General features: G+C 53.3%; 36 protein-coding genes and 1 tRNA gene. 29 read left to right on the top strand and 8 right to left on the bottom strand.

The features are described 5' to 3' along the window. Positions 1 to 574: 574 nt before the first annotated feature. From BC440_RS10045 to BC440_RS10020, 6 genes are all read right to left on the bottom strand, one after another. Positions 575 to 859, bottom strand: coding sequence for a hypothetical protein (locus BC440_RS10045; RefSeq protein WP_071240024.1), 285 nt, complete (start codon positions 857 to 859; stop codon positions 575 to 577). Between the two features lie 3 nt (positions 860 to 862). Beyond that, complete coding sequence (locus BC440_RS10040; RefSeq protein WP_071240023.1) at positions 863 to 1,279, bottom strand: hypothetical protein; 417 nt, start codon at positions 1,277 to 1,279, stop codon at positions 863 to 865. Continuing rightward, positions 1,276 to 1,605 carry a hypothetical protein gene (locus BC440_RS10035; protein WP_071240022.1) on the bottom strand — a complete coding sequence of 110 codons (330 nt, stop codon included), beginning with the start codon at positions 1,603 to 1,605 and terminating at the stop codon, positions 1,276 to 1,278. Before BC440_RS10035 ends, BC440_RS10040 begins: the two co-directional genes overlap by 4 nt. Positions 1,606 to 1,721: 116 nt before the next feature. Then, a complete protein-coding gene (locus BC440_RS10030; protein WP_071240021.1) occupies positions 1,722 to 3,899 on the bottom strand; it encodes a replication endonuclease in 2,178 nt (725 codons plus the stop codon). 158 nt (positions 3,900 to 4,057) lie between these two features. Then, positions 4,058 to 5,149 (bottom strand): tyrosine-type recombinase/integrase, encoded by a 1,092-nt coding sequence (locus BC440_RS10025; RefSeq protein WP_071240020.1) that lies wholly within the window; start codon positions 5,147 to 5,149, stop codon positions 4,058 to 4,060. A 116-nt stretch (positions 5,150 to 5,265) separates the two neighbouring features. Next, positions 5,266 to 5,355: transfer RNA gene (locus BC440_RS10020), tRNA-Ser, on the bottom strand. A gap of 259 nt (positions 5,356 to 5,614) precedes the next feature. Between BC440_RS10020 and BC440_RS10015 the strand changes: the two genes are divergently transcribed. The 8 genes from BC440_RS10015 (at position 5,615) to BC440_RS09980 (ending at position 14,031) form a co-directional block, all read left to right on the top strand. After that, complete coding sequence (locus tag BC440_RS10015; protein WP_071240211.1) at positions 5,615 to 6,622, top strand: lytic murein transglycosylase; 1,008 nt, start codon at positions 5,615 to 5,617, stop codon at positions 6,620 to 6,622. Between the two features lie 51 nt (positions 6,623 to 6,673). Next, entirely contained in the window at positions 6,674 to 7,744 is a 1,071-nt protein-coding gene (locus tag BC440_RS10010) for a septal ring lytic transglycosylase RlpA family protein (protein ID WP_071240019.1), read from the top strand. A 123-nt stretch (positions 7,745 to 7,867) separates the two neighbouring features. Further along, positions 7,868 to 9,040: a D-alanyl-D-alanine carboxypeptidase family protein gene (locus BC440_RS10005; protein WP_071240018.1), complete on the top strand. Its 1,173-nt coding sequence runs from the start codon at positions 7,868 to 7,870 to the stop codon at positions 9,038 to 9,040. Continuing rightward, positions 9,037 to 9,696, top strand: coding sequence for a dTMP kinase (gene tmk, locus BC440_RS10000; RefSeq protein ID WP_071240017.1), 660 nt, complete (start codon positions 9,037 to 9,039; stop codon positions 9,694 to 9,696). The genes BC440_RS10005 and tmk overlap by 4 nt, the downstream gene beginning before the upstream one ends. Further along, on the top strand, positions 9,696 to 10,799 hold the full coding sequence (locus BC440_RS09995) for a DNA polymerase III subunit delta' (protein ID WP_071240016.1): 1,104 nt from the start codon (positions 9,696 to 9,698) through the stop codon (positions 10,797 to 10,799). Before tmk ends, BC440_RS09995 begins: the two co-directional genes overlap by 1 nt. Positions 10,800 to 10,886: 87 nt before the next feature. Beyond that, the gene (metG, locus tag BC440_RS09990) at positions 10,887 to 12,446 is read left to right on the top strand and encodes a methionine--tRNA ligase (protein WP_071240210.1); all 1,560 of its coding nucleotides are present in this window, start codon (positions 10,887 to 10,889) and stop codon (positions 12,444 to 12,446) included. After that, positions 12,443 to 13,261: a TatD family hydrolase gene (locus BC440_RS09985; protein WP_071240015.1), complete on the top strand. Its 819-nt coding sequence runs from the start codon at positions 12,443 to 12,445 to the stop codon at positions 13,259 to 13,261. Before metG ends, BC440_RS09985 begins: the two co-directional genes overlap by 4 nt. Continuing rightward, the gene (locus BC440_RS09980; protein WP_071240014.1) at positions 13,258 to 14,031 is read left to right on the top strand and encodes an MBL fold metallo-hydrolase; all 774 of its coding nucleotides are present in this window, start codon (positions 13,258 to 13,260) and stop codon (positions 14,029 to 14,031) included. Before BC440_RS09985 ends, BC440_RS09980 begins: the two co-directional genes overlap by 4 nt. A gap of 148 nt (positions 14,032 to 14,179) precedes the next feature. On the opposite strand, the gene BC440_RS09975 is transcribed toward BC440_RS09980, so the two are convergent. Continuing rightward, the gene (locus BC440_RS09975) at positions 14,180 to 14,473 is read right to left on the bottom strand and encodes a hypothetical protein (RefSeq protein ID WP_071240013.1); all 294 of its coding nucleotides are present in this window, start codon (positions 14,471 to 14,473) and stop codon (positions 14,180 to 14,182) included. A 197-nt stretch (positions 14,474 to 14,670) separates the two neighbouring features. Here BC440_RS09975 and BC440_RS09970 point away from each other — a divergent pair, with 197 nt between their 5' ends. The 21 genes from BC440_RS09970 (at position 14,671) to BC440_RS23120 (ending at position 24,364) form a co-directional block, all read left to right on the top strand. Beyond that, positions 14,671 to 14,886, top strand: coding sequence for a hypothetical protein (locus tag BC440_RS09970; protein WP_071240012.1), 216 nt, complete (start codon positions 14,671 to 14,673; stop codon positions 14,884 to 14,886). 191 nt (positions 14,887 to 15,077) lie between these two features. Continuing rightward, positions 15,078 to 15,467 carry a DUF736 family protein gene (locus BC440_RS09965; RefSeq protein WP_071240011.1) on the top strand — a complete coding sequence of 130 codons (390 nt, stop codon included), beginning with the start codon at positions 15,078 to 15,080 and terminating at the stop codon, positions 15,465 to 15,467. Then, positions 15,448 to 15,840 carry a hypothetical protein gene (locus tag BC440_RS09960; RefSeq protein ID WP_175484480.1) on the top strand — a complete coding sequence of 131 codons (393 nt, stop codon included), beginning with the start codon at positions 15,448 to 15,450 and terminating at the stop codon, positions 15,838 to 15,840. Before BC440_RS09965 ends, BC440_RS09960 begins: the two co-directional genes overlap by 20 nt. 121 nt (positions 15,841 to 15,961) lie before the next feature. Further along, positions 15,962 to 16,228 (top strand): hypothetical protein, encoded by a 267-nt coding sequence (locus BC440_RS09955; protein ID WP_071240009.1) that lies wholly within the window; start codon positions 15,962 to 15,964, stop codon positions 16,226 to 16,228. 56 nt (positions 16,229 to 16,284) lie between these two features. Beyond that, positions 16,285 to 17,514, top strand: coding sequence for a hypothetical protein (locus BC440_RS09950; protein ID WP_139192100.1), 1,230 nt, complete (start codon positions 16,285 to 16,287; stop codon positions 17,512 to 17,514). Positions 17,515 to 17,829: 315 nt separating this feature from the next. Continuing rightward, entirely contained in the window at positions 17,830 to 18,474 is a 645-nt protein-coding gene (locus tag BC440_RS09945) for a hypothetical protein (protein WP_139192099.1), read from the top strand. Continuing rightward, entirely contained in the window at positions 18,459 to 19,115 is a 657-nt protein-coding gene (locus tag BC440_RS09940; protein ID WP_139192098.1) for a DUF87 domain-containing protein, read from the top strand. Before BC440_RS09945 ends, BC440_RS09940 begins: the two co-directional genes overlap by 16 nt. A gap of 238 nt (positions 19,116 to 19,353) precedes the next feature. Next, positions 19,354 to 19,476, top strand: a complete 123-nt coding sequence (locus BC440_RS23610; RefSeq protein ID WP_282097243.1) for a hypothetical protein — start codon at positions 19,354 to 19,356, stop codon at positions 19,474 to 19,476. Positions 19,477 to 19,488: 12 nt separating this feature from the next. Next, positions 19,489 to 20,307, top strand: a complete 819-nt coding sequence (locus BC440_RS09935; RefSeq protein WP_071240005.1) for a major capsid protein P2 — start codon at positions 19,489 to 19,491, stop codon at positions 20,305 to 20,307. Positions 20,308 to 20,362: 55 nt separating this feature from the next. Beyond that, positions 20,363 to 20,653, top strand: a complete 291-nt coding sequence (locus BC440_RS09930; RefSeq protein WP_071240004.1) for an LPXTG cell wall anchor domain-containing protein — start codon at positions 20,363 to 20,365, stop codon at positions 20,651 to 20,653. 9 nt (positions 20,654 to 20,662) lie between these two features. Continuing rightward, positions 20,663 to 20,908: a hypothetical protein gene (locus tag BC440_RS09925; RefSeq protein ID WP_071240003.1), complete on the top strand. Its 246-nt coding sequence runs from the start codon at positions 20,663 to 20,665 to the stop codon at positions 20,906 to 20,908. Next, a complete protein-coding gene (locus BC440_RS09920) occupies positions 20,887 to 21,303 on the top strand; it encodes a hypothetical protein (RefSeq protein ID WP_071240002.1) in 417 nt (138 codons plus the stop codon). The genes BC440_RS09925 and BC440_RS09920 overlap by 22 nt, the downstream gene beginning before the upstream one ends. After that, on the top strand, positions 21,300 to 21,674 hold the full coding sequence (locus BC440_RS09915) for a hypothetical protein (protein ID WP_071240001.1): 375 nt from the start codon (positions 21,300 to 21,302) through the stop codon (positions 21,672 to 21,674). Before BC440_RS09920 ends, BC440_RS09915 begins: the two co-directional genes overlap by 4 nt. Positions 21,675 to 21,681: 7 nt before the next feature. Continuing rightward, positions 21,682 to 22,389 (top strand): hypothetical protein, encoded by a 708-nt coding sequence (locus tag BC440_RS09910; RefSeq protein WP_071240000.1) that lies wholly within the window; start codon positions 21,682 to 21,684, stop codon positions 22,387 to 22,389. Further along, positions 22,386 to 22,610 (top strand): hypothetical protein, encoded by a 225-nt coding sequence (locus tag BC440_RS09905; RefSeq protein ID WP_071239999.1) that lies wholly within the window; start codon positions 22,386 to 22,388, stop codon positions 22,608 to 22,610. Before BC440_RS09910 ends, BC440_RS09905 begins: the two co-directional genes overlap by 4 nt. Beyond that, complete coding sequence (locus tag BC440_RS09900) at positions 22,607 to 23,110, top strand: cell wall hydrolase (protein ID WP_247643556.1); 504 nt, start codon at positions 22,607 to 22,609, stop codon at positions 23,108 to 23,110. Before BC440_RS09905 ends, BC440_RS09900 begins: the two co-directional genes overlap by 4 nt. 7 nt (positions 23,111 to 23,117) lie before the next feature. Continuing rightward, entirely contained in the window at positions 23,118 to 23,384 is a 267-nt protein-coding gene (locus tag BC440_RS09895; RefSeq protein WP_071239998.1) for a hypothetical protein, read from the top strand. 148 nt (positions 23,385 to 23,532) lie between these two features. Then, entirely contained in the window at positions 23,533 to 23,691 is a 159-nt protein-coding gene (locus tag BC440_RS23130; RefSeq protein ID WP_175484479.1) for a hypothetical protein, read from the top strand. Continuing rightward, the gene (locus tag BC440_RS23125) at positions 23,692 to 23,835 is read left to right on the top strand and encodes a hypothetical protein (RefSeq protein WP_175484478.1); all 144 of its coding nucleotides are present in this window, start codon (positions 23,692 to 23,694) and stop codon (positions 23,833 to 23,835) included. It begins immediately after the preceding gene. Further along, complete coding sequence (locus tag BC440_RS09890) at positions 23,825 to 24,052, top strand: hypothetical protein (RefSeq protein ID WP_071239997.1); 228 nt, start codon at positions 23,825 to 23,827, stop codon at positions 24,050 to 24,052. The genes BC440_RS23125 and BC440_RS09890 overlap by 11 nt, the downstream gene beginning before the upstream one ends. Before the next feature lie 144 nt (positions 24,053 to 24,196). Beyond that, on the top strand, positions 24,197 to 24,364 hold the full coding sequence (locus tag BC440_RS23120; RefSeq protein ID WP_175484477.1) for a hypothetical protein: 168 nt from the start codon (positions 24,197 to 24,199) through the stop codon (positions 24,362 to 24,364). A 37-nt stretch (positions 24,365 to 24,401) separates the two neighbouring features. On the opposite strand, the gene BC440_RS09885 is transcribed toward BC440_RS23120, so the two are convergent. After that, positions 24,402 to 24,833: a hypothetical protein gene (locus BC440_RS09885; RefSeq protein ID WP_063091980.1), complete on the bottom strand. Its 432-nt coding sequence runs from the start codon at positions 24,831 to 24,833 to the stop codon at positions 24,402 to 24,404. Positions 24,834 to 24,935 lie beyond the last annotated feature (102 nt).

The raw sequence follows: 24,935 nt of genomic DNA, 5'->3' as shown, positions 1-24,935 counted from the left end.
TCGCGTCATGATGGCGCAGCACCGACCGCCGACGCATTCCTGCTGGCGTAGCCTGCGGGAATGTATGGAGGCGGGAGGAACCCTTGAGGTGGTCTGTGACCACCTCCAAAGCAGGCGATAGCCTGCGTCAAGAGTCCTCCCTTTGCCGTGCTGCCGCAGGCATCTAGCCAGCCCTCTATTCGGCTGGCGTCTTCTGAAGTGCGTCAAAGTGAATTTGGTGAGGTGAACTGAGATGTAGTAGCTGTCCACAGTCTGAGTTTACGAGGGCTGTGTGTCAGCTACGGTCGTCGAGTTTATTTGAGATATCCATGATTTGCGAAGCGCGTATCCGAGGCGCTGGCGTAGCAAGTTGTGGGTATCTCAAATAAACTACTGGTGGGCCGCGCTCACGTAGTGAGCTTTAAAGCGGCAAATCGTTCGGTCTAGCTGATATCCATAGCGGGAGTTTACGATCGCTGTGGGTATCAGCTGATCTTGGAATGACGGCTATTGGTGGTCGTCGGCCCGGACTTCGTCCGACCGCCGCCCTCTGGCCGGGCCAAGGCCCGACCAGAATACGGGGGTGGTTGACTGCTCACTGGTGGTCGATGACACCATTCACCACGAAAGCAAGCTCCACCTCGATGGTGCTGAAATCGTCGGAAACGGTGGCAAACGCGCTATAATGCAAAATCCCACCTTTGCTCGTCGCAGGGTCCGGCGCGATGTCATCCGCCAGCTCCTGAGCCGATACGCCCGCCGAACGGTAACTGAGTACCGCTCGCTTGAGGGTGCGTTCGGGGTGCTCGCCTGACAGAAAAGTGAGCTGGTCGGGGGTGAAACGGCGACCGCTCTGGTCGGTGAAAACAATGGTGGTCATGACTTACGCTCCATTCGCTAAGAAATCCGATGGTTTTTGTTCATAGGCCGAAAGTCGACGGCGAGCATCTGCGATACACAATTTGATGAACGCTGCGCCGAAGCGATAGTCGTCCGAAAGAAAGAGCTCAGCCCGTTCTCTGCCGTCCAACCAAGGCCCACGGATCGGGGATAGACAGTTGCTGAGATCGGCATAAAGGTCTTCTTCCAGCTTCTTCAGTGAACCCAGCTTTAGCGAACGTTTGAATTCGAGTTTCGCTGTGGAGATGGCCTTGAGCTGTCCGTCAAAATCGTCCGCAGTGAAGTATCCGTCGGCCTTTGAAAAGACGTCGGAGGCTTCGTTAACGATGCTGGTGAGAGTGTTCAGGTAGTCGCGAAATCTTTCAATTTCGGCGGCTTCATGTTCAGCAAAGGTTGTCATTGGTCGAGTCCGTTTTCGGTTCCAAAAAAGCTAGTGGCGGCGGTTGAGAGGACCACGTTTTCAAGCTCCGTTGGTAGTCGGTCGCGCAGCATTTCATGAAGCATGCCGATTGCTTCTTCTTCGGACAGCCCGAGGTTTTTTGTTGCTTCGGTGAGTACCGTTTCAGCCCATTCAATGATGCACTCTCTGCGTTGCGCTTCATCTTCGAAATGCTTTTGAAGTAGGCTTATGCCGATTGATGAGAACCACTTAACGCGGTGCCTGTGCGCTCTTGTGCGCTCAGTCGTTGATTGTGCCGTTTCGTTTTTGGGTGGGCGTCCAGCCATTGGGGAAATCCTTTTGTCATTACGTTCGGAACATAATTATAGTATTCCGTTCCGAACGAAACAGCAAGTATTAAAACGTTCCGAACGTAATTATTTATGCGTGCGAAATCAACGACTTATGCCGCAACGATGAAATCTGTGTTTTTAGAGGTCGGTTTCTGGTCAGGCGGCCCGCGCAAGATGTCTTCTAAGAAGGCATCCTCGTCGGAAAGAGGTCTGAGGCCGGGGCTTGACCCGGCCCTTGGAGAAATGGATTTAACTGTAACCTCATCTTCTGAACTACTGTCCTGAACATCCAGATATTCCTCAAGCTCCATCACCTGGACAGCATTCCAGTCAGTAACCAAGACTGCCGTTTTTAAACGAATGGGAATCATGTGGCCGGTTTCGGTGTCAGCAATTCCGATAACCCGTCTGCATGCATGCCCGTGTTCGGTAAAACCATCTTCATAGGTCAGCGTGAGGCGATAACCATCATCACGGCGAAGCATACGCAATGCTCCGATGGCCTCGAGGCACCGAACCCATGCTGCCGACTGCATATCACGATAGGCGCGTCTGTCGGCAGGTCGTAGTCCTTCGCCGGATTTAGCCCGTTCGCCGTGCTCTGTGGCTTCACGCATGCTGTGCCAGCATGCACGCATGCGCGGGGAGGCCCACTGTTCGACTTCTTCTTCTTTCGCGTTCCGAATGCGCTGCAAGATGCGCAGTGACCCGTGGACGCCAACAAATGCAAATGTCCTGACACGTCTTGACGACGCCCAAGCCCGGTAAGCGCTATGCTGTGCGATGTGATCTTCATCGGGCAGAATATCGGTGTCGCCCAAGCCAAGCGCACGTTTGGCTTGGTCAACTGGAACGCCAAGCGACTTTACGATGTATGTGAGAACGTAGCTGGCAGCGCGGGCGACTGGTCTACCGTCCTCTGCCGCCCCGGCCTCGGAAATCTCGACCGCCTTGGTTGCAATCCTGCCGGGCAGGATTGCAGACAGGTGGCGGCGAACAACCGTGACGGTGCGTTCACCGTTATAGCGAGCCGGTAGCCACAGCATTGCATGCAGGTGGGGGGTTCCATCCTCATGCGGCTCAAGAACGCGCATACCGTAGGCGTCACGCATTTCGTCGGTTTTCCACAGTCGCGACCGTAACTTTTCCCACGAATGCATCAGCTTGCGGTGCTGCTCCGCTGGGGTGTGACAGAAATTGTCGTTCGAGGCGCGGAAGCCACTTCTTGTAGTCGTGGGGTGAAATTCACCGGGCAAGGTCATCGTAATGAAAATCGGTGTCATGCCCGCAGTTGAGCCTAAATGCTCCATCGCGCAAGTGACCGCATACACTTGTGCAGTCTTGGCCTTTTGAGCACGAGCAAGAATCTTGGTCATGGGGACTTCTGTGCCATCCTCGAAGACGACATTTGTCGCCTTCGCCCATGCCTCTTGTTTCGCCTGCCGCTGTCGAAAGGCCGCAAGCGTGAAGGCTGAGACGAAAGGCACCCCTTTCGTTCCAGCCAATCGCAACACACTGTCAAAGAACGCCTGCGCTTGTAGGGCCTGACGGCGAATTGACCTTTTGTGAGTGCGCGGGTCCATCGCAGACCGCTGGTCTGGTGTAAGCTGATCTTCGGGGATGTCCCACACTCGGTCCCGAGCCGCGCCCGCCCGCAAAGACGCTTCTATCGTGATTGCGGTTTCATCGCCTAAGACAAAGCGTACACCGTCGTCTGTGATGATGTCGTGCGGGCAAAGCTCGCGCATTGCCTGCGTTAATCGAGTGTGACAGTCGGTTAAGCGTTTGACTTCTGCGCCGATGTCATCTGTCTGCAAAAGCCTTGTGGTCCACCACGCAGACGGCTCGGCCTGCATCCGTCTGAAATCGGGAACGGGCATTTTGATGCCGGTCCGTTTCAGGATGGCCGACATGTATATGTCTGGCAGGCCAGACAGGCGGCGAAGTTCCGGGCTGCGCTGTGACAGGTCAGCATCCGTCACTGCATACATGACCGGCAAAAGGTCGGTCAATGCAGCAATGAAGGGATGGTCTGGTGTGTGGTGTGCGATGAAGGCGGGCGGGGTCGTGCAGGCCGTTCCTGCCAGCGAGTTCGCGTGGTCAATCAGCCGTTTTTGGAGTGCCGGAGCCAGCGTTTCCAAGGCTTCAAGCGTCTTGACTGCATCTGCTCGAATTCGAAGGCGCGACGGATAGCCTTCGATATTCAACTCATGGATGCCAAATTTGTTGACAGATTTGGGTAGGTTGGGGGTGCGCTTGGTGTCTGTGATAGAGACCAGCGCGGCCAACTTATGGCCTCAAAATTCGGTTGACGGGTGGAGAAATGTGGTACAATATTACCTCAGAACAACCTGTTGACGAACGAGGGTAGGACTTTGCCGGTCCTGTGACCCTCGTTCTTCATTTTACGCATGACTCGTTGCAAACGAGCAAGCAAAAATCACAACTAAATCAGCGCACCATTCGCAATTTGTTGCTCTCGCCACAAAATCTCTTTAATTCGGTCATCGGTGCTCGGATTGTAATACCGCTGCAAGACGTGTGAGTTTTTGTGACCGGTCGTCTTGGCAAGGTCGAGTGCATCACGATGAAGTGGGGCGAGGCGAGTAATCGCCACGTGGCGCAAGTCGTGAAATGTCAGATTGATTTCAGCAAATCGGGCGGCACGACGAAAAGCCCTGCTTACTTGGTCTTTGGTGTGACCGCCCTCGGTTGCTGAGGCAACCGTGGGGTCACCGAAGACAAAGCCATCAAGTCGGCGGGGCAGGGGTGACGCCCGCAACTGAGCGATAAGCTCTCGACCCTTTGACGTGAGCGGAACATCTCGTTTTGTCGCGCCTCCCGCCGCCCGGCCTTTTCTGTTCGATTTCATCTTTGGAACATGAATGTAGGCTGGGAAAATATGCTCCCAGCGCAAAGCGCGGATTTCGGATTGACGCATTGCGGTTTCAATCGCAATGCGGGTTTCCCAAAATAGCCACGCGGGGTGGCGGGGCAGGCTGCATTCCTCAAGCAATTTCTGTTCGTCTTCTGACGTCAGCTCGACCCATCGCGGCTCATTTTGCTCAATCCGACGAATGCCTGACAAAGGGTTGTCGATATTCCAGCCCCATTCGGCACGAGCGATTTTGAACGCGTTTGATAGCGTGTTCATCGCGTTGTTAATCGTGGTCGGTGCTGCCTTGTCGATATTGTGGCGGCGTTCTCGCCACTCCACAAAATCGGATGGTTGTACGCTGACAAGTGACCAGTCCGCAAATGGTTCTGCGAGCCATTTATTTAGGAGAGGGCGCTCTGTGTGCGCACTGGCCTTCTTGGGGGTGACTTCAAGAAGGTAACGCTCAATCAGGTCACGGAGGGTCAAAGCCTTCTCACGGCTTTTGTCAACGTATTCGTCACCCGAAATTTTACCTTCGAGAACGTCGGCCCACGCTTTTGCAGCTTCGAAGGTTTCGAATGTTTTTGAACGGGCGGGGAATCCGGTTCGCCGGACCTTGGCCTGCCATTGAGCCGGGCCTCTTTTGGTGATGGATGCCATCTACAATTGCTCGCTTTTTTGGGTATTTTGGGAATTGTTGAGGCGTCCCTCAACAACATGAGTGTCCCAAATTGTCACAAAAAAGGCAATTTAATTCGCAGTAAATACCCAAAAAATGGCGGAGAGACAGGGATTCGAACCCTGGAAAGGCTTTCGCCTTCGCCGGTTTTCAAGACCGGTGCATTCAACCACTCTGCCATCTCTCCGCATTGTGGTGGCGTTTATCGCCCTGCGCGCTCTCAATAAATTGCCGGGATGCACCTGTCAATATGCCAGTGTCGGCTTTGTTAAATTTCTTATGGGGGTAATTTACGTTCAGGCATACTCGAGACATTTAACAAGTCTTAACGTGTAAGACGGTATCAGCACTATGAAGCGCACAAAATGAGTGCAGATACAAAGATGACTGGATCCCCTTTCAAACTGATTGGGAATTTTAAATTGAACCGGCACGAGGCGAGCAAAATGAATTATCGGACCATCGGGACTGTAGCGTCAATTATTGGCATGCTCGTGACGGCTTCACCTGTTCTTGCTCAAGCCAATACCGATGAATTACCGGCCTTTACGACAGAGGGTTTTGATGTGTGGCTGGCTGATTTCAAAAAGGATGCCGCGTCCAAGGGCATTTCCCAATCTACATTGGATGTTGCCTTTGCAAACACACAGCCGATCCCGAAAGTTATCGAGTATGATCGCAGTCAGCCGGAGTTCAAACTGACCTTCGAACAGTATTTACAGCGTGTGGTCCCGCAGTCTCGAATAGACGAGGGACGCCGTAAATATGCCGAGAACCGTACCGTCATTGATGCTGCTGCCAAGAAATACGGTGTTCCGGGGCATTACCTGACGGCGTTCTGGGGAATTGAAACCGGGTTTGGACGTCATACTGGTGGATATTCGGTTGTTGACTCGCTCGCGACCCTGGCCTTTGAAGGGCGGCGCGCAGAATATTTCCGCACTGAACTGATCAATGCGCTTAAAATCATTGATGCAGGACATATCGCGGCTGAAAAGATGGAAGGATCCTGGGCCGGTGCCATGGGGCAGGCGCAATTTATGCCCTCTACCTTCCTGAATTATGCGCGCGATGGAAATGGCGATGGAAAGATTGATCTTTGGGGCGCCAAGGAAGACGTGTTTGCCTCTGCTGCGAATTATCTGTCGACCGTTGGCTGGAAAACGGATGAACGCTGGGGCCGCAAGGTCAGCATTCCCGAAAATCTTGATAAATCAATGACAGGGCGCGAAATTCGCAAACCGATCAGCGAATGGCAGAAGCTTGGTGTGCGGATGCCCGACGGTTCCAGCCTGCCATCAGCCGATATGGAAGCCGCAATTGTCATTGTAAATGACGGTGTCGGACCTGCTTATATGGTTTATAACAATTTCCACACCATTATGCATTGGAACCGGTCTACCTATTTTGCCATTGCAGTTGGTACACTTGCTGATGCGATTGCGGGTCGCTAATTATTCTGGATTTATCAAATACAGGTTCAATATCTGGACGGGGACAACTGAATGCCGAGAAACGCGCGCAAGGCGCTTGTACAGGGCTGGAACAAAGGCCGTTGGGCTGCTGGTGCACTTGCCATGACCGTTTTATTGGCCGGTTGTGCTGAAACGCAACTTGCTGTCCATGGCGTCAAACGTATTGGAGGCTCTCAACAGCAGTCACCAGTGCAAGTTGGCTCTTACAAAATTGGCAATCCTTACGAGATAGCAGGGCAATGGTATTACCCGGCGGCCGATTACGAGTACAAGGAAACCGGTATTGCGTCCTGGTATGGCCCGAAATTCCATGGCAAGAAGACCGCGAATGGCGAAATCTTTGACCAGTACGAGGTATCTGCAGCCCACCGTACACTTCCAATGCCAAGTGTGGTGCGTGTGACCAATCTTGAAAACGGACGCTCGCTTAAGGTGCGCATCAACGATCGCGGACCGTTTGCGCATAGCCGTATCATCGATATGTCACGCCGCGCCGCCCAGCTTCTTGGGTTCGAGCAAAAAGGAACGGCCAAAGTTCTGGTTGAAGTGATCGAAGATGAAAGCCGGCAGATGGCTGCAATTGCGCAGGGTAAGGCTGCGCCTGCTGTGACAGTCGCAGAACAGCAGACTGTTTCCGCAGCCCCCCGCGATACGGTGGAGACGGTTCAGCTTGATAATGACGGGCCGATCACGGACAGCGGGGAACCAACAAAGTCGACCATCCGGTTAACACCGCCAGCCGAGAAGAGAGCAACCACACAATCTGTTGAGCAAACCGCACTTGACGGTACGGTTGATGAGGGTGCAGTCGTCAGGGTTGAGCCTGTTTCACCGTCTTCAATCTATGTACAGGCAGGTGCGTTTTCTGTTTATGACAATGCCCTTAACCTTCGGAACCGCCTGTATGACATGGCACCAAGCAAAATAGAGCCGGTTGACGTAAAGGGAACCACCTTTTACCGCGTTCGCCTTGGACCGTTAAATACCGTTCCGGAAGCTGACATTTTGCTCGAGCGAGTCATTGCCACGGGGCAAAATGGTGCAAAAGTTGTCGTCGAATGCGCCGATGGCGCTTTGCAAAGCAGCGTTTCAGGTTGCTAGGAATTTGTCGAAAAGTCGAAGCGGTTGCACAATTTTGCCGGATTTGCGACATAGAGACCGATCTTCGTCCGCCGCAGCAACGGCGGTACGATTTTTGAATTTAAAGAATAAGGTTAGGACGTTATGAGTTTGATGCCGCCAATTCCGTTCAAGACAAAACTGAACCGGGTAGTGGCCGGGGCCGCAATATTCGGCTCGGCCATGGCGATATCCCTGACCAGTGTGCAGGCACTCGAAACAACTGCGCGCGAAGCCTATCTGATGGATTACGACACCGGTACGGTCTTGCTTGACAAGAATGGTGACGCGCTTACCGAACCGGCATCAATGACCAAAATGATGACAGTTCATATGCTGTTTGATCGCATCAAAAGTGGCAGCGTATCGCTTGATGACACGTTTCATGTTAGCGAAAAAGCATGGCGCAAGGGCGGATCGAAAATGTTCGTCGAGGTAAACTCCGATGTTTCGGTCAACGATTTGCTGCATGGCATTATTGTTCAGTCGGGAAATGATGCCGCCATTGTCGTCGCCGAAGGACTGGCTGGAACCGAAGAAGCCTTTGCTGAGGAAATGACCGCCGAAGCCCGCAAAATCGGTATGACAAAATCCGTGTTTAAAAACGCAACCGGCTGGCCAGATGAAAGCCATATGGTCACGGTGCACGATCTGGCTATTCTTGCACGCGACACCATCCGGAATTTTCCCGAGCTTTATAAGCTCTATGCCGTAAAGGAATTCACGTATAACGGTATTCGCCAGCCAAACAGGAATCCGCTTTTGGGCACCAGTGCCGGCGTGGATGGCATGAAAACCGGTCACACTGAAACGGCTGGCTATGGCCTGACCGCGACAGCAGAACGTGATGGTCGACGCCTTATTCTTGTGGTGAATGGTCTGGGTTCCGTACGTGAACGCCGGACAGAGTCCCAAAAATTGCTCGATTGGGGCTTCCGCGAATTTGACAATTACGACCTGTTTGATTCCGGCGAAGTTGTAAGCTCAGCCAACGTCTGGCTTGGTTCTGAAGCAAAAGTCGATCTGGTCACCGATCAGGACATTCTTTTGACTCTGCCGCGCACCAATCGTGACGACATGAAAGTTTCGGTCGTTTACGAAGGCCCAATTCCGGCTCCGATTGCTGCGGGACAGCAGGTTGCAACGCTTAAGGTCGAACTTCCAGGCGGAGAGCCGCATGAATTCCCACTTTACGCGGCAACCGAAGTTGATCGCCTTGGCTTTATTGGTCGCATCGGTGCGGCAATCAAATACCTGCTTTGGGGAGCAAACGGGTGAGTGCGGTGCCCGGTTTATTCATCAGCTTTGAAGGTGGTGAAGGCAGTGGCAAAACAACCCAGATACGTCGGCTTGAGAGCTGGTTCAGTCAGCGCGGACGCGCCGTTGTCGTAACCCGAGAACCCGGTGGTTCACCGGGAGCTGAGGAAATCAGAAATCTTTTGCTCACCGGCGACCCGGGACGTTGGGATGCCGTGACAGAGGCGTTGCTGATGTTTGCATCGCGTCGCGACCATGTTGAACGCACCATTCGCCCTGCACTTGGCGAAGGCAAGGTTGTGCTGTGTGATCGCTTTGCCGATTCCTCAGTCGCCTATCAGGGATATGGTCATGGTCTTGGCGCAGAATATATCCGCAATCTTTGGCACGTCGCGATTGGCGATTTCAAACCTGATCTGACACTGATTTTTGATCTACCGGTTGATGTCGGTCTGAAACGGGCGGGGGCTAGATTTGCCAATGTTAGTGCGGCAGAAGACCGCTTTGAGCGTATGGGATCAGATTTCCATCAACGGCTTAGACAGGGCTTTATCGATATTGCCCGTGAAAATCCGGAACGCTGTAAAATTATCGACGCCGACAGTGACATCGATACCGTTTCCGAACGCATGATTTCGGCAGTTTCTTCCAGATTATCCGCGCAGGGGATCGGATAATGGCTGTTGATGATCAGGAAGAAAACGGTACTTTCCCAACGCCCCGTCGCAATGGCCATTTCGTAGGTCATGACGACGCTGAAAAGACCATTCTGGACGCTTGGAACAGTAAACGCATGCATCATGCATGGTTGTTATGCGGCCCCCGCGGGGTCGGCAAGGCAACACTCGCCTATCGTATGGCGCGTTTCGTTCTTTCTGGTGGCAATGAACAGGGCGGCGGGTTGTTTGGAGATGCTCCCGAAGGACTACATGTTGATCCTGAAAACCCTGTTTTCCGTCGCATTGCAGGGGGGGGGCATGTCGATCTCAAGGTTATTGAACGCCAGTATGACGAAAAGAAAAAGCGTCTGCAGGGGGAAATTACCGTTGATAGCGTTCGTACGGTTGGCAATTTCATGTCAAAAACCGCTGCCGAAGGCGGCTGGCGGATTGTCATTGTCGATGCTGCCGATGAATTGAACCGGAACGCGGCCAATGCGATTCTCAAGGTTCTTGAAGAACCGCCTGCGAACGCAATGATGATCCTGGTTGCGCATCAACCCGGCAAGCTTTTGCCGACGATCCGATCGCGCTGTCGCCGTCTTAATCTTGGTGTTCTTGAAGACCATCAGGTGATCGATCTTCTCGGGCGCTATTGCCCGGACCTTGATCTTGATGACCGGGATGCGTTGTCTGGTCTGGCAGAAGGCAGTATTGGCCGGGCATTGCAACTGCACGATGTTGGCGGGCTTGAGTTTTATACCGAAATGGTCCGTTTGCTCGCGGCATTGCCGGATGCGGACGTGCTGGCACAGCATAAATTTTCAGAACGGTTTTCCCCGGCGGATCGTGATGCCGCCTTTGCCACGGTGACGAACCTCCTGCATTGGTGGCTCGGTCGTCTGATACGCTTTGCCGCAACAGGGCAGGCGCCGCGCGAAGTGATTGCAGGGGAATTGCCCGCGATGCAGCGCATGGCCGCTGCGCAACCGCTTGATCAATGGATTGAGGTGTGGGAAAAGATCAGCGAACTGATGAGTGCCACGCGTGGTTTGCATCTTGATCGCAAACAGGCTCTGCTCAATGCGTTCTTCATGCTTGAAGAAACCATGCGAAACTGAAAAAAAGCACCAATCAACCGGAATTATGACCATAACGGCCCATTTCGGGCCGTTTTGTTTCACGACTTGCGCGAAGGATTTGCGATCATGACCGGGCACAAACAGCCCTATTACATCACAACACCGATCTATTACGTTAATGACAAGCCGCATATAGGACATGCCTATACCACGCTTGCCTGCGACGTTCTGGCACGCTTCAAGCGCCTGGACGGTTATGACGTGATGTTCCTGACCGGAACCGATGAACATGGCCAGAAGGTCGACAAATCGGCTGCGGCCAAGGGGATCGATCCGCAAACCTTTACCGATCAGGTCTCGCAGAATTTCCGCGATCTTGCCGTTCATATGAATTATTCAAATGACGATTTCATTCGCACGACCGAAGAACGCCACAAAAAAGCCTGTCAGGCACTCTGGAATACATTGCTTGAGAAGGGCGAAATTTATCTTGGCTCTTATGACGGTTGGTATTCCGTTCGCGATGAGGCGTTCTACGGCGAAAAGGAACTGATTGAAAAGGATGGGGAAAAGGTTGCACCAACCGGTGCCCCCGTCGAGTGGGTTTCCGAGCCCAGCTATTTCTTCAAGCTGTCCGCCTGGGGCGATCGCTTGCTGAAATTCTATGACGACAATCCCGATTTCATTGCGCCACAGTCACGCCGTAACGAGGTGATCAGCTTTGTAAAGGGTGGCATGCATGATTTGTCGGTATCGCGGACCAGCTTTAAATGGGGCGTACCGGTACCGGGCGACGAAGATCATGTCATGTATGTCTGGCTTGACGCGTTGACCAACTATCTGACCGCGATCGGTTATCCGGATGCGGATCCGGCGAAACTTGCAAAGTTCTGGCCTGCAGATCTGCATATGGTTGGCAAGGATATCCTTAGGTTCCATGCTGTTTATTGGCCTGCATTCCTTTTGGCCGCCGGGATCACGCCGCCGAAACGGGTCTTTGCGCATGGCTGGTGGACCAATGAGGGGCAGAAAATCTCTAAATCGCTGGGCAATGTGATTGATCCCTACGACCTTACAGATCGGTATGGTTTGGATCAGACACGTTATTTCCTGCTGCGCGAAGTTCCTTTCGGCAACGACGGTGACTTCTCGCATCGTTCGATGGTCAACCGCATGAATAGCGAGCTGGCCAACGATCTTGGCAATATGTGCCAGCGCGTCCTTTCGATGATCCACAAGAATTGCAACGCTTCTGTCCCGACCGCAGGTGACTTTACCGAGGCTGATCTGGCCATCCTTGGCAAGGCCTATGGCATGCTTGATACCGTTCGTCCGTTATTTGATGCACAGGCATTTCATAAAGGCATCGAAGCAATTTGGGAATTGGTTGGTGACGCGAACCGCTACGTCGATGAAATGGCTCCTTGGGGCTTGAAAAAGACCGACCCGGCGCGCATGGAAACTGTCCTGTATGTCCTGGCCGAAGTCATTCGTCATGTCGGTATTCTCGTGCAGCCGCTGATGCCCGCATCTGCTGCCAAAATCCTTGATCAGCTTGTTCTACCGCTCGATCAGCGCGGATTTGAACAGCTTGGCGCAGATCACGCCCTGGTCGCAGGCACCAAACTGCCAAAGCCGGAAGGCGTATTCCCGCGCTATGTCGAAGACGAAGGAGAGAAGGCATGAATGTCGCACTTGTCGACAGCCACTGCCATCTGGATTATCCCCAGTTTTCCGAAGACCTTCCGGGCACAATTGAACGTGCCCGGAATGCTGGTGTCGGTATGATGGTCAGTATCGGCGTCAAGCTTTCGACTTTCGAAAATGTTCGCGCCGTCGCTGCCAAAGCTGACCACATTTACTGCACGGTCGGTGTCCATCCGCACGAGGCGGGCGAGGAGGGGCTTTCATCACCTGATCGCCTGATCGAAATGGCATCCGATCCGAAGATTATCGGTATCGGCGAAAGCGGCCTTGATTATTATTACGATCATGCCCCCCGCGAAGCACAGCGCCAAAGCTTTCGCGCCCATATTGCAGCATGTCGCGAAACCGGTCTGCCATTGATTGTCCACACACGTGACGCAGACGACGACACGATGGATATCCTTGAAGAGGAATATGAAAAGGGGCCGTTTACTGGTGTCATTCATTGCTTTTCAAGTTCGGCGACGCTGGCGCAACGTGCCTTGAAGATTGGTTTTTATATCTCGTGCTCCGGGATTATTACCTTCAATTCCGCAAAAGAAATTCAGGCAGCGGTCACTGATGTTCCGCTTGACCGTTTGCTTGTGGAAACCGATGCGCCATATCTGGCACCAGTCCCGAAGCGCGGTAAACCAAACGAACCAAGCTATGTCGCACATACAGCGGCAAAACTTGCTCAGATCAAGGGCGTTGATGTTCATGAAATAGCCCGGATAACCAGCGATAATTTCTTCACACTATTCAAGAAAGCTGATCGCAAGAATCTTCTGTCCCCGGAGGCGGGCGAACAGTGACAAAAATCACCATTCTGGGCTGCGGATCATCAAACGGTGTCCCATCCGTTGGCTTGGGATGGGGAAAATGCAATCCGACAAATCCGAAAAACCGTCGTCTGAGAAGTTCAATCCTGATCGAGCAGGCAGGTAAAAAAATTCTTGTCGATGTGACACCGGATTTTCGTGAACAGGCATTGCGCCATGACATCAATCATGTTGATGCGGTGCTGTTCACACATGCACATGCTGATCATGTCCATGGCATAGATGAGCTTCGCTGGATCAATGTCGCGATGCATCGACCGATCGATATATACGCGTCTGCCGAAACCATCTCTGACATTGATCATCGTTTTGCCTATGTGTTTGAACCATTGGCCAACGGCACAGACTTTTATTACAAACCTGTGCTGATCCCGCATGTGATATCCGGGCCGTTTGAAGCGGCAGGGGTTCCGATAACCGTTTTCCGTCAGGATCATGGTTACGGTGAAACACTTGGTTTCAAAGTTGGGAAATTTGCCTATTCAACGGACGTGGTCAATTTCCCGGAAGAATCTCGAGAACATCTTTACGGGCTGGATGTCTGGGTTGTTGATTGCCTTCGTCATAAACCGCATGCAACGCACGCACATCTTGAAAAAGCGTTGCAGTGGGTTGAGGAATTCAAACCCAAACAAACTTACTTCACGCATATGAGCATTCTTTTTGATTACGATGAAGCAATGGCAGATACGCCAGATCATGTCGCGCCGGCGTATGATGGGCTGGTTATTGATCTGGATTAAAGGACGGAAAGGTTGCTCGTTCTCCTACATCAATAAGTTCTATAATATATATTAGCCGCAAATCATGTGTTAATCCGTTGCTATCCTGTTCGCTACTCTAGGGTAGGGCGCAAAACTACGTAGGATATACACAAAGGTAGGATTGCGATCAGGCCGCAATCCCTTCCATTGCTTTGTGAATATTGTCGTGCATCTTAATATAATAAGTCTCGGCGTCCGTTCCTTTGGTTCGCCAGTAGTTGAGGTCTAGTAAAGCCTCAAATGGATCATTACCGCCAAGCAATGCTAACTTGATCATTATTTCGTCGCCGGGCAGGCCGTGCCCGCGATGATAGCGCGTCATGTTGATGCTGTTGATGCCAAGTTCGCGGGCAACCGCATTGTTTGAATGCAGGTTCGAATGCCGTCTGGCATCGTCAATATAATCACTGATTGATTTCATCGCTCATATCTCCGTTTCCCGCAAAGATTGTATCCCCAAAAAAACCCGTTTGACAACATACGGGGAGTTGTGGAGTTCTATTTGCAAGTTGCATAGTGATACTGTGCAATGTGCGATCCGTACCCATAAGGGGCGCCCCGTTTCCCAAAGCTCGGCGCCCCGTCCGGTACATGGTCGCCGGACAAAGGGAAACGAAGATGTTGAAAACAGGATCAAATCAGGGCGTTTCTGCCCTGCATCGCCAGCTTTTAGACAAAATCACAGAAATTGAGGCCATCGCGAAGGACTGCCGCGATCAGGCCAGCACGACGGATCGGACAGACCTTTTTGACCTTTATGCATCGGTCGGGGTGTCGGCGCATCTGTATGAACGCCGCCTGTCAAAATACCTGAATTCAGTTTCACCCGGTTGAGGCGGGAGCGCCAAAATCACCGGGGGTTTGGAAGGGGCTTTAGCCTCTCCAAGACGCGGGGCGGCTGGAACTGCGAACGGCACCACAAGGCAGACTGCCAGATGTGCGCATCAAAATCCGCCGCCCCCTTCTAAACCGCAAGAAAACTCTCTGCGCGAAGCGCCAATTTCCAATGAACAGGGGAATAGATCATGAACCGACTGACATTTAACGAAACCCGCCATCAGGCAACAGGCCGGTTTCAATCTCTCTCGTTTGGCCTTGATATCGAATTAAACGCCATTTTGGACAACTGGAAGGACGGTAAGCCGCCTCTGGGCGACGAAACCGGGCCGGGGCGTCCTGCCTATAGCGTGTCGGCCATCAGCCCGGACGGGGAGTTGATCGAACTGCAAGGGGCCGTGTGGATGGGGAAAATCAAGCGCGGGCCGAATGCTGGCAAAGACTTCCTGCGGATCACTGCCGATGACATGAGTTTTCCGGCTCCGCTCAATCTGACCGCGTGGGAATTGAAGGGCGGGAAAGAGGCGGTTTTTGAAATCAAATGGGAGCGCCCGCGCCGTGCAGCCAATGCAGCTTAAAGCGGGTCACGAGCAGGCCGGGGCAACGTCCCCGGCCATTGCCGATGATGGGGATTTTTCGGATGTGCAAATGCCGCATTTTGGCGATGCATTTGCACATGCGAAAAATGCCTATGTCGAATGGACTGAGCGCAACCGCGACTATGCGGTTTTTCTGCGTAAGGATGACGCGATAGACCTTGCGGCGGCACTGGACCGCATGCGGATTGATGGCGTCGTTGACCGGGTGGAAATCTGGCCCGGTAACAAGATTTCAAAACCTACTTTCGAACGGCTCTGGCAGGCGATTAAGAGGCGTCGCGCTGAATGGGTCGATGTGCGTTGGAAGTGCCTGTTTGGGCGCTATGGCTTTCATGGAAGGCTGGATAAATGAGCGGTGTAACGATTGTTGCTTTCGTCGTCGGGCTGGTGGTCGGCATTGCGGTGTCCGTGTCGGTCTTTCTTGGTATCATTGACGGCTGGTTTAACAATTGAGGTGAAACATGGGTAACGGAATGGATGCACTGAGCCGGGAAGAGCGCGAAGAACTGCGTGGTAATGGCCCCTGTGTGGGGTCGTTTGTCGTTGTGATCCAGAATGATCCGCCGTTTGCATCAGGCAGTTCTAAGCCTGAGAAAAAGCGTTACTGCGTGGTTGGCGGATTTGATAGCCGTGACGATGCATGGAACTGGGGAAACGATGCGATCAACAACCGGCGAAGCTGGGCGGTGATTGAAGTGCTCTCGCCCGAACGCGGGCTTGATCTTGACTATCTGAAATGATGCTGCGCGACCCCCAGTTTTGTAACACGGGGGTCGCTGATTACATGGTGGGGGAAATGAGCGATAACGGCATGCAACTTCTATACGCTGGGTTCGATGGTCTGGATGTGACATTCAAAGGTCGCATACCTCAATCCGCCATTGATGTATTGGAGCGCGGCAAGGAAGGGGCGATAGAGTTCAAACAGCCTCAGCTTGTTGAAATCAACAAAAAGGCTTTTTGCGGCTATGTCGGGCCTGCTGGTCTGCGCGACGGCGGATATTCTTTTATCGTTGATACCGGGGAATTGGGTTTCAAGTGGTTCTTTTCGAAGTCTCAGCGTCTTGAAAACTGGGGTATCCGGGTTTCCTGCCGGTCTGCCACGCTGGCTGCATATGGCTTTGAAGAGACGGTTAACCGCATGTATGCGGAACTGGATGCCATCGGGGCAACGGTGCTTGAAGAGGCGATAGGACGGGTCGATTTCGCGGTTGATTGGCGCATGCCCCATGATTTCCGGCTTGATCCGTCCTGTTTTGCCATGCACGGCACATCAAAATCATCCACGCATAACGAAACCATGGGCGAGGCTTGGCGGGCGAGACGGTGTACCGGGATCACGATCGGTAAAATGCCGGGGCGACAAATCTGCATTTACGACAAGCGGGCCGAAATCGTGGAAAAGCGAAAACCGCATTGGTGGAAAATATGGGGCATTGATCGTGATGAACTGGATGCAGCTGGTGAGCAGATTTGGCGGGTCGAAATCCGGGCAGGGAAAGATCACTTGCGTAATGCGTTTGGCATAAAAACATGGGCCGATTTGCGGGCAAAATTGGGTGATGTGTATAAAACAGCACTCCTACGTATACGTTACAAGGAACGGCGCTGGGAGGATCACGAAAATACCACCCGTGTTCCTGATAGTCCCTTATGGGATGGTGTTCGCGAAAAGGTCGCGGGCGATCTGTTTGATTGGTCATCCGGGGCGAAGCCGGGTGTTATCAAACAGGTGATGATTGAACAGCAAAAACAGACCATTTCCGCGCAGATTATCGGCCTGTCGGCCAATCTGGCGGTTTTGACCGGGATGGACCCGGAACGCTTGACCGGGCTACCGGGCAAGGTTGCCGAAATGATTGCAAAACATGTGGAGGGTGTGGACGTCAAAGAGTTCCGGCGAAAGATGCACAAGGTGCATAGGAAATACGAATTTATCGACATTGACGGAGTTATTCTTGATGAAAAAACGATTGGACAAATTGGTTGCGGCGACAGAGGCCGCACAGAAAGCGCCTTTGTTTAACAAGGCCGGTTTGATCGACAAAGCCTTGACCGAATTAGGCGGGCTGTTGAACGAATTGGTTGAACGGGTCGAGCGGCTGGAAAATGGCAACCGTTGATCCGGGCACTGTGATTGAAGTTCGCGCTTGTTCAGGGTGTGGGAACCCGGTCTACGTCAAGGCGAACAAAAATCAGATTGCATATTACTTTTGCACACCTAACGACGACAACAACGGTCAAGGGTGTTCGCATCATGAAAAATGGGGACGGGTCGCATCAAACCAGAAATTGAGGGCGTATTGGGAAGCCAGACGCGCCCACGAGCGTAAAGGTGTTGATGATGACCGAAAAGACCGATTGGCTACCGGGAGCCAGCCAGACGAAGCCGAAAGCCGGGCCGACGAAAGCCAGCCTGAACCAATCCACGAGCCTCAACGGCCCATCTTCGCCGGATTGGCCGAATACATCCGATCATGACGATATCGACACGGGCGCGGAGCATCTGGCGTCGTTCAAGGTCGATCCGCTAGAAGGCGAGGCCGACGAATTCGGCGGGCTGGATGGCCTGTCCAATCTGGCCGATGACAGCGGCGAATTTATCAGTTCGGACGTGTTCTTTTCGTCCTTCTGTACCGCCTTCCAGATTGGTGCATGTGTGCCGCCATATCTGACCAGTCTCAAGATTGATGACAGCGAAATGGATCAGGCGCGGGCCGCGTCCGATGCGCTGTATGAAATATGCCTTGATACACCTTCCATGCATTTCCTTGTTAAGCCCGGTGGCGTGTGGTTTCAGCGTGTCGCCGCGATTTCGGCCTTTGCATTGCCTAAGGCAATGGGGGTCGTTTCGGAAATCAAGGCGAAGAAAGCAAGGCCGGTCAATCAATCCCCTGGACAAGATAAAAAGTCCGAAAGGGCCAAGCCGGAACCGGACAAGGAACCGCCTGCAAACGGTGGTCAATATGATTGGGCTCCGACGTAATGGCGGCGTTTTCAGAAGCGGGCCGGATTGGCATCTGGGGTCGATCCGGGTCCGGCAAATCGACGCGGGCAAAGCGTTTGATTGCGAAACGAAAGCGGGCCGTTGTCTTTGATCCTCAGGACGAATACCAGCACGAGCGCGGCTTTTTCCGGGTAACAACGATTGATCAGGTCCGGGCCTATATGGCGCGAAACTGGCGGCGCAATTTCCGGGTGGCCTACGTGCCGCCAGCCGGGCAGGAAATGGCCGCACTTGATCGGCTGTCAAAGCTGTTGAAAGTCGCCCAGCGGCCATTTTTCGAAGGGCACGACGAGCGGCAAATCTGTTTGCTGGTCGAGGAAATGAATGAATGTTTCCCCGTGACAGGGATACCACGCGCATTCGGTGGGTTTGGTGATCTCTGTTCGCGGGGGCGGCATTCGGGCATTGAATTGATCGGCGTTTCACAGCGAATTGCCGAAGTCAACACCCGGTTTCGAGGTAATTGCACCGAAACCTATGTTTTCCGGCAAAAGGGGCCGCGTGATCTTAAGGCGGCAAGCGACGAGTTGGGCGGCGTGTCAACCGCAGAAATCCAAGCGTTACAGCCACACCATTACATTCATGAAAAAGACGGGGCCATTACCAAAGGAAAAAACTGAAAAAGCATGAATTTTCCTACGTAAGGTAACGTAACGTTACCTAGATTTGCCGCCCCCGAAAATGCGGCGTAACCCGGTTGTCAGACAGGCGACCGGGTTTTTGTTTCCCCGGCTGTCACACAGGAAAAAGGGGTTTTCCGTGAGTGCAAAGAGTTTTGCAGTGGGCGTTGCTACCGCGCTGGTCGCAACGGTCATTTATGACAAATTCATCAAGCCGAACATGGCTTAGGGGGTCAATTTGAAGGGTGATATCAAAACGGTCGTTCTGACCGCGTTGGGCGTCATGGTCGCCGGTTACGTCATGAACATGATGTACGACGTGTCGATTGTGAAACAGGCCTCTGACGGCTTCGACAAGTAAGGGGGCGGCGCGTTGACCAATCGCATTTCCAAAAAAATGCCGAACGGCTCCGGTATCGGTGCGGGCCAAACCGCAACGTTCAACCTGCCGAACGGCGTAACCTATCATCAGCTTTTGTTCCGCATTCAGGCCGATCTTGGATCGGGCGTGGTTGATGTGCCGAAAGCCAGCCTTGGTACCGTGCTTGGTGAAATCCGGCTCTATATCGACGGGCAGGAAACCATCCGCATTGACGCTGCTGATCTGGCGGCAATTCTGACCTACAAGGGCCAGACGGTTAAGGACGGGGCGTTGCCGCTCATGTTCTCTGATCCGGCACAACGTACCCCGATGGGCGAAGATGCACCGGCTATCGGCACCGCCGATATTCAGTCACTTTCCCTTGAGGTTGATATCAAGGCAGGTGTTACGTCGCCATCGCTGGTCGTTTATGGCCTGCTGGGTCCAAACACACCGCTTGGTCAGTTCTACGCGATCAAGAAATATCCGTTCAACGTCGGCAATACCGGCATCCGCGAATTGCAGGATTTGCCGCGCTCTGACTATCACATCACCAAAATGCATATCAGCACGGATGATATTGATAGCGTTCAGGTCGAGGCGAACCAGCGCATTCTGCGCGATTTTGACCGGGTTGTTGGTGCGGCGGCGGCGATCCAGACCGGCAAGGTCTGGCAGACCGGCTGGACCCACATTGATTTCACGATCAGTGACCGTCTTTCCGACTTCCTGCCGATGCTGCTTGAAGATTTCCGGGTGCGTCTGGACATGACCGCCACGGGCAACTTCAACCTGTATACCGAGGAAATTCGCGGGCGTGTTGCCGCCTGACAGGTGGATGGAAACCGGGGCGCTAACGCGTCCCGGCTGGCCTTAAGGGGGTAATATGGCTGAAACGACGCAAAGTGCCGGTGGGCTGGAAATTCTTGACAGTATTTTTGGGTATCTGAACAAAACCAAGAATGCCGTTTTCGAAACCTATTCCCAATGGCAAGCGACCTTTGGCAGTGAGAACGCCATGGGCGGGGGCAGTGATTATGCATCCGGTGAGAATAACAGCGGCTGGTCAAACCCAAATCCGTCATCGCCTGCAACCGGCTCGGTCAATACCGGGCTCTATATCGGTGTCGGTGTGGCTTTGCTGGCCGGTATGATCCTTCTCACGCGCAAAAAATAGGGGGCGCATATGTTTCCTGCGCTTTCTGGTCTTACCGGAATGATGGGCGGCGGGGGTGGCGGCGGTAGCTGGCTGGAAACATCCAGCGAAGCAACCGCCATGTCCAACGCCCGTGCGGTATCCGGGCAGATTTACAGCTACAACACTGCGCCGTTTATCGTCGGGGGTGACGATGACAACGCGGTTTCAATGATCAAAATGGCCGTTCCGTTTGTGGCCGCTGGGGTGATGGCATGGCTGGTATTGAAACGGTGACGCTGGGGGTTGTGGCGTGGGATGACACGGCGGCGGAACATTTCCGCCCCGTTGTCCTGCCAGACAGCCCAGCGGGCCTTGAGGGCCTGAAAAACGACGTGGAAGCGGGGTCGGCTTCCGTTCTGGCCGTTCTGGCCGATGGGGAGCGTATCGGGTCGGTTCTGGTCCGGCTTCTGGCGGGCGGGGATGGTCTGCATTTCGTGATTGAATGCGCCAATGCCGATCTGGCGGGGTTTGATCTGGTCGAAACCTGCATGCCCGCCCTTGAGGGCTGGGCCGCAAAGTTGGGATGTGTCGCGGTCGATGTACCCACGCACCGTCCGGGGCTGGTTTTCAAAATGAAACGGCGCAATTACCAAGTGGTTCAAACCGTGATGCGAAAGGCGATTGCATGAGTTCCGCACTAAGCAATTCCAGTAGCAAAAGCAGTAGCACAACGACCAGCAACAACTATGACCAGCGGGCAGGGGCAGAAGATGGCTCTATCGCGGTTTCAGGTGGTGGACAGGTCAACATCGACGCAACCACGCCTGAGGCTTGGGATTTTGCCGCCGATGTGAATGCAGACGCGCTTGATCTGGCGGCTATCACGGTCGGTTCTGCTTTTGGCGCACTGGAAAAATCCAATCAGACGGTTGGGGTCGCGCTCACTGAATTGCGCAAGGCAAATACGTCTGACACCGCAAACACGCTGGAAATGTTGATCAAGATCGGCGTTCCTGTTCTTGGCGCGGCCTTCATCCTTCCAGCGATTTTCAAGAAATAGGGGCAGCATGGCCGATAGTTCATTTTTCCAAAGCTATTCAGGAACGGTCCAGCCGGGCGATCTGTTCACGATCCATCGCCGGGGCCGATCTGTTGCAATGGTTGCCGCGTCCGATGATCTGGAAATCGTCATCAATGACGGGTCGCGCTCCCGGTTCTTCGCGGGTGCATCCCTAAGCTTTGATGTCGAGTTCGAGAAAATCCAGATTTTCAACCCGAACGCAACGGCGGCGACCTTCGAACTATGGACCGCCATGGGCCGGGTTGATGACAACCGCCTGACCGCTTCGGGCGATCTGAATGTGATTGATCCGAACACGGGGGACAGCTTCGCCAACGTGATTGCCAAGAGTGCCGAAATTTTGGCGATGATGCAGAGCGACACGGATCAAGGGCACCCGGTAAAGGTGTTAGGGGAGAGTGCTGCAACGGCAGGTTTTATAGCGTCGTCTGTGGAAATCATAAGCCCATTGCTAAACACAAACGGGGTGATTGTTCGTCATGCTTCGATTTTGACAGCGGCGTCTTATGCTGCTGGGCTTTTTTATGGGGCGTCTGCACCGGGAAGCATGGTTTCAAATCATGCGTTACTACGAAGTTCTAACGCTGTGCCGGTCCATGATGGTCAGTTTTTGTTGTCTGCCGGTTTGGGGCTGTGGGCGTTATCCACTGTTGTGAATGGATATTACACCGTTAGCTGGGATTATTTGCCATGAGTGATATGGAAGTTTTAAGCCTTGCCTATCAGCGTCAGGCGCAGGGAGACACTCGTGATCTATCGGTTATCATCGCGGATATCCGGGCCGATCTTGCTACCATGCAATCGCCCGCACCGGGGCCGACTGAAGAAATCGGTTCCAAGTCCGAAGTGATCAACGGGGTGCGCACTGAATACAAGATCATGGGTGACGGTTCTATGGTCGAGGTGACGCCATGATGAAAGATGCACTCCTTCTGGTCGGGGCCGGTGGGCTTGCCTTCGCGGCGTTTCAGGTTGCCAAGGGCAAATCGGTCACAACGATCGATCTGACCAATGCCGGTCAAATCAGTCAGGAAGTCGATACCGTCGCCCGGACGATCTGGGGTGAGGCGCGGGGCGAGGGCGAACGCGGCATGCATGCCGTGGCCAACGTCATTATGAACCGCGCGCGGGTTGGCGGATGGTGGGGCAATAGCCCGGTGGAAGTCTGCCTGAAACCGGCTCAATTCTCCGCTTGGAACCGCAATGATCCGAATTTTGATCTTGCCCGCAAGGTGACTACGCAAGATCCGCAGTTCCGTCTGGCCTTGCAGATCGCCGGACGGGCGATTGCGGGCACCCTGGACGATATCACCGGGGGTGCAACGCACTATTTCAATCCGAATGTGGTCTTGCCGTCTTGGGCCAGTGCGCTAACGCGCCTTACCGATATCGGCAACCATCGCTTTTACGTTTAGGTGACGCATGGCGACCTACGACGCTGGATTACATGCCGTTGAATATCTGCCCGGACGCTGGATGACGTGCGGTGCACTGGATCAGCATGCATGCATGAATTTGGCGCTTGAGGCTGCATCGAGCGAAGGCGAAGGCGATCCGGTGGGTGATCCGTTCGAGAATGACACCGGATTGGTCATTGATGTGCCCCTGCAATACGAAACGATTGATTGGGGCGTGATTGCGCTCATGTGCGGCGCAGTGCTGTTCATGGCGGCTTTGGAAAGGGGGTAATCGTGCGTCTGGGCTTGCGATTGCAGATGATCAACAAACAGGAGGGTGACGATATGGCAAAACGCGCTGGGCGCAAGGCCAATGGTCAGTTGAAAAAGGGCTACACGATCAAGAACGGTCGGACGGTCAAAGCGAAAGGCCGTAAATAATGCCTGCTTTTGTGCTGCCGTTCGTTCTGGGGGGTATTCTGGGGGCTGGGGGTGGCTTTGTTGTCGCCGATGGCCTCACGGCAGCGCAGAAGCTTTTGCGGCTTGGGGTGATCGGGGCGGGCGTCTACGTCGCCGGGAAATATGCAAAGGCGTGGTGAATGCTCGAATACGATCTATTCAAGATTTTGCAAGGGGGCGGCGATCTGGCGACCATCGCCCTATTGATTGCCTTTTGGAAAGTGGACCGTCGGTTGTTGGCGGTTGAATTGAAATTGGAAGGGGTGAAATCCAATGTGGGATAAAATCAAACAGCGCCTTGCCGAACCGTCAACCTATGCAGGGCTGGCGCTGGCAACCGTGGGCGTCGGTCAGGTGGCAAAGATCAATGAAGCGCCTCAGGTGGCCGAATTGATTGGCCAAGCCGGTCAGGCGGCGGTGAATGGCGATTACGTGACTGCCGGGGGTGCGCTTCTGTTCGGTGTGCTGTCGATCTTCCTTAAGGAAAAGGGTAGTCGCTGATTATAAATAGCGCAGCAACTGAGAGAATGAAGGCGGCTATAGAGCCGCCTTTTTCTATGTTTCATCTGAATTGTATTAGCTTGACCTTTTTAACCACGGGTAGTGCAATGCATGAGGTAGAACATTTTATAGGAGAAATGTCTCATGGGTTCCTATCACGAAAACAAGCCTTTGGCCGGACCATATGCAATTGCCTACCTGCTTTACAACGAAATCATAGATATTGAGGGCAATCGACCTAAAGATAGAGAAGAGGCTCTAAAGCTTTATCGAGAATGTATCTCGGCGGTAGCATCTGCAGGCAAGCTATAAAATTAATGAAGCCGATCCATGTGGTCGGCTTCATGTTTTAGGGGCGAAGAATTGGTTTCAGGATTCTGCAAACGGAAACCTCATGTAATCCGGTCCTTTGCGCGATTTCCCGGTTGGTCAGGCCGCGCCGGGCGAGGGACGCCACCAACCGCTTGCGCCGGTCAATTGCTGCCGCGTCGCGTCGCCTGAGGTACTTTTTCCAGTAGTAATCAATCGTTTCCGGTGGTGTTTTGTAGTGGTGAGCCAATTTTTTTTGAACATACTTATACTCGTATTGATTGAGAAGGTCGGCCATATCGGGACCGATGCCGTGTAAGCTTTTTAGCCTGTGATTGATATCAATCAGGCTTTGTTCCCTCATTTCGATCTCTGCCGCTCTTGATCGGGCTTTTTTGGCAAATTCTTCATATGCTCGTGCCAGTGAGAGAAGCGATTTCGGGTCAAGCTGTTCTAAAAGAATAGTGTCCATGTGCTTCACTCTGTCTAGCGGGAGAGTGAAGCCTTTAGCCGATGGGTTTAACATTCTGTTAACGCTCAAGCCGTTGGAAATGCTGGGAAACGGAGAGCGGCT

This window comes from Thalassospira sp. MIT1004, from assembly GCF_001858545.1.
Lineage (GTDB): Bacteria > Pseudomonadota > Alphaproteobacteria > Rhodospirillales > Thalassospiraceae > Thalassospira > Thalassospira xiamenensis.
The sequence above is the reverse complement of the archived record's forward strand: the minus strand, read 5'-3'. Positions and strand labels throughout refer to the sequence as shown.

Bases quoted from the DNA above. Each gene is read 5' to 3' on its own strand.
- BC440_RS09950 (WP_139192100.1), top strand. From the start codon at position 16,285: ATGAGCGATAACGGCATGCAACTTCTATACGCTGGGTTCGATGGTCTG.
- BC440_RS09915 (WP_071240001.1), top strand. From the start codon at position 21,300: ATGAGTTCCGCACTAAGCAATTCCAGTAGCAAAAGCAGTAGCACAACG.
- BC440_RS10040 (WP_071240023.1), bottom strand. From the start codon at position 1,279: ATGACAACCTTTGCTGAACATGAAGCCGCCGAAATTGAAAGATTTCGC.
- BC440_RS09930 (WP_071240004.1), top strand. From the start codon at position 20,363: ATGGCTGAAACGACGCAAAGTGCCGGTGGGCTGGAAATTCTTGACAGT.
- BC440_RS10015 (WP_071240211.1), top strand. From the start codon at position 5,615: ATGAATTATCGGACCATCGGGACTGTAGCGTCAATTATTGGCATGCTC.
- BC440_RS09920 (WP_071240002.1), top strand. From the start codon at position 20,887: ATGGCTGGTATTGAAACGGTGACGCTGGGGGTTGTGGCGTGGGATGAC.
- BC440_RS09905 (WP_071239999.1), top strand. From the start codon at position 22,386: ATGAGTGATATGGAAGTTTTAAGCCTTGCCTATCAGCGTCAGGCGCAG.
- BC440_RS23125 (WP_175484478.1), top strand. From the start codon at position 23,692: ATGCTCGAATACGATCTATTCAAGATTTTGCAAGGGGGCGGCGATCTG.
- metG (WP_071240210.1), top strand. From the start codon at position 10,887: ATGACCGGGCACAAACAGCCCTATTACATCACAACACCGATCTATTAC.
- BC440_RS09895 (WP_071239998.1), top strand. From the start codon at position 23,118: ATGGCGACCTACGACGCTGGATTACATGCCGTTGAATATCTGCCCGGA.
- BC440_RS09975 (WP_071240013.1), bottom strand. From the start codon at position 14,473: ATGAAATCAATCAGTGATTATATTGACGATGCCAGACGGCATTCGAAC.
- BC440_RS10025 (WP_071240020.1), bottom strand. From the start codon at position 5,149: ATGGCATCCATCACCAAAAGAGGCCCGGCTCAATGGCAGGCCAAGGTC.
- BC440_RS09890 (WP_071239997.1), top strand. From the start codon at position 23,825: ATGTGGGATAAAATCAAACAGCGCCTTGCCGAACCGTCAACCTATGCA.
- BC440_RS23120 (WP_175484477.1), top strand. From the start codon at position 24,197: ATGGGTTCCTATCACGAAAACAAGCCTTTGGCCGGACCATATGCAATT.
- BC440_RS09885 (WP_063091980.1), bottom strand. From the start codon at position 24,833: ATGGACACTATTCTTTTAGAACAGCTTGACCCGAAATCGCTTCTCTCA.
- BC440_RS09945 (WP_139192099.1), top strand. From the start codon at position 17,830: ATGATGACCGAAAAGACCGATTGGCTACCGGGAGCCAGCCAGACGAAG.
- BC440_RS09995 (WP_071240016.1), top strand. From the start codon at position 9,696: ATGGCTGTTGATGATCAGGAAGAAAACGGTACTTTCCCAACGCCCCGT.
- BC440_RS09925 (WP_071240003.1), top strand. From the start codon at position 20,663: ATGTTTCCTGCGCTTTCTGGTCTTACCGGAATGATGGGCGGCGGGGGT.
- BC440_RS09955 (WP_071240009.1), top strand. From the start codon at position 15,962: ATGGATGCACTGAGCCGGGAAGAGCGCGAAGAACTGCGTGGTAATGGC.
- BC440_RS09965 (WP_071240011.1), top strand. From the start codon at position 15,078: ATGAACCGACTGACATTTAACGAAACCCGCCATCAGGCAACAGGCCGG.
- BC440_RS09900 (WP_247643556.1), top strand. From the start codon at position 22,607: ATGATGAAAGATGCACTCCTTCTGGTCGGGGCCGGTGGGCTTGCCTTC.
- BC440_RS09985 (WP_071240015.1), top strand. From the start codon at position 12,443: ATGAATGTCGCACTTGTCGACAGCCACTGCCATCTGGATTATCCCCAG.
- BC440_RS10035 (WP_071240022.1), bottom strand. From the start codon at position 1,605: ATGGCTGGACGCCCACCCAAAAACGAAACGGCACAATCAACGACTGAG.
- BC440_RS23130 (WP_175484479.1), top strand. From the start codon at position 23,533: ATGCCTGCTTTTGTGCTGCCGTTCGTTCTGGGGGGTATTCTGGGGGCT.
- BC440_RS10045 (WP_071240024.1), bottom strand. From the start codon at position 859: ATGACCACCATTGTTTTCACCGACCAGAGCGGTCGCCGTTTCACCCCC.
- BC440_RS10010 (WP_071240019.1), top strand. From the start codon at position 6,674: ATGCCGAGAAACGCGCGCAAGGCGCTTGTACAGGGCTGGAACAAAGGC.
- BC440_RS09970 (WP_071240012.1), top strand. From the start codon at position 14,671: ATGTTGAAAACAGGATCAAATCAGGGCGTTTCTGCCCTGCATCGCCAG.
- BC440_RS09910 (WP_071240000.1), top strand. From the start codon at position 21,682: ATGGCCGATAGTTCATTTTTCCAAAGCTATTCAGGAACGGTCCAGCCG.
- BC440_RS10005 (WP_071240018.1), top strand. From the start codon at position 7,868: ATGAGTTTGATGCCGCCAATTCCGTTCAAGACAAAACTGAACCGGGTA.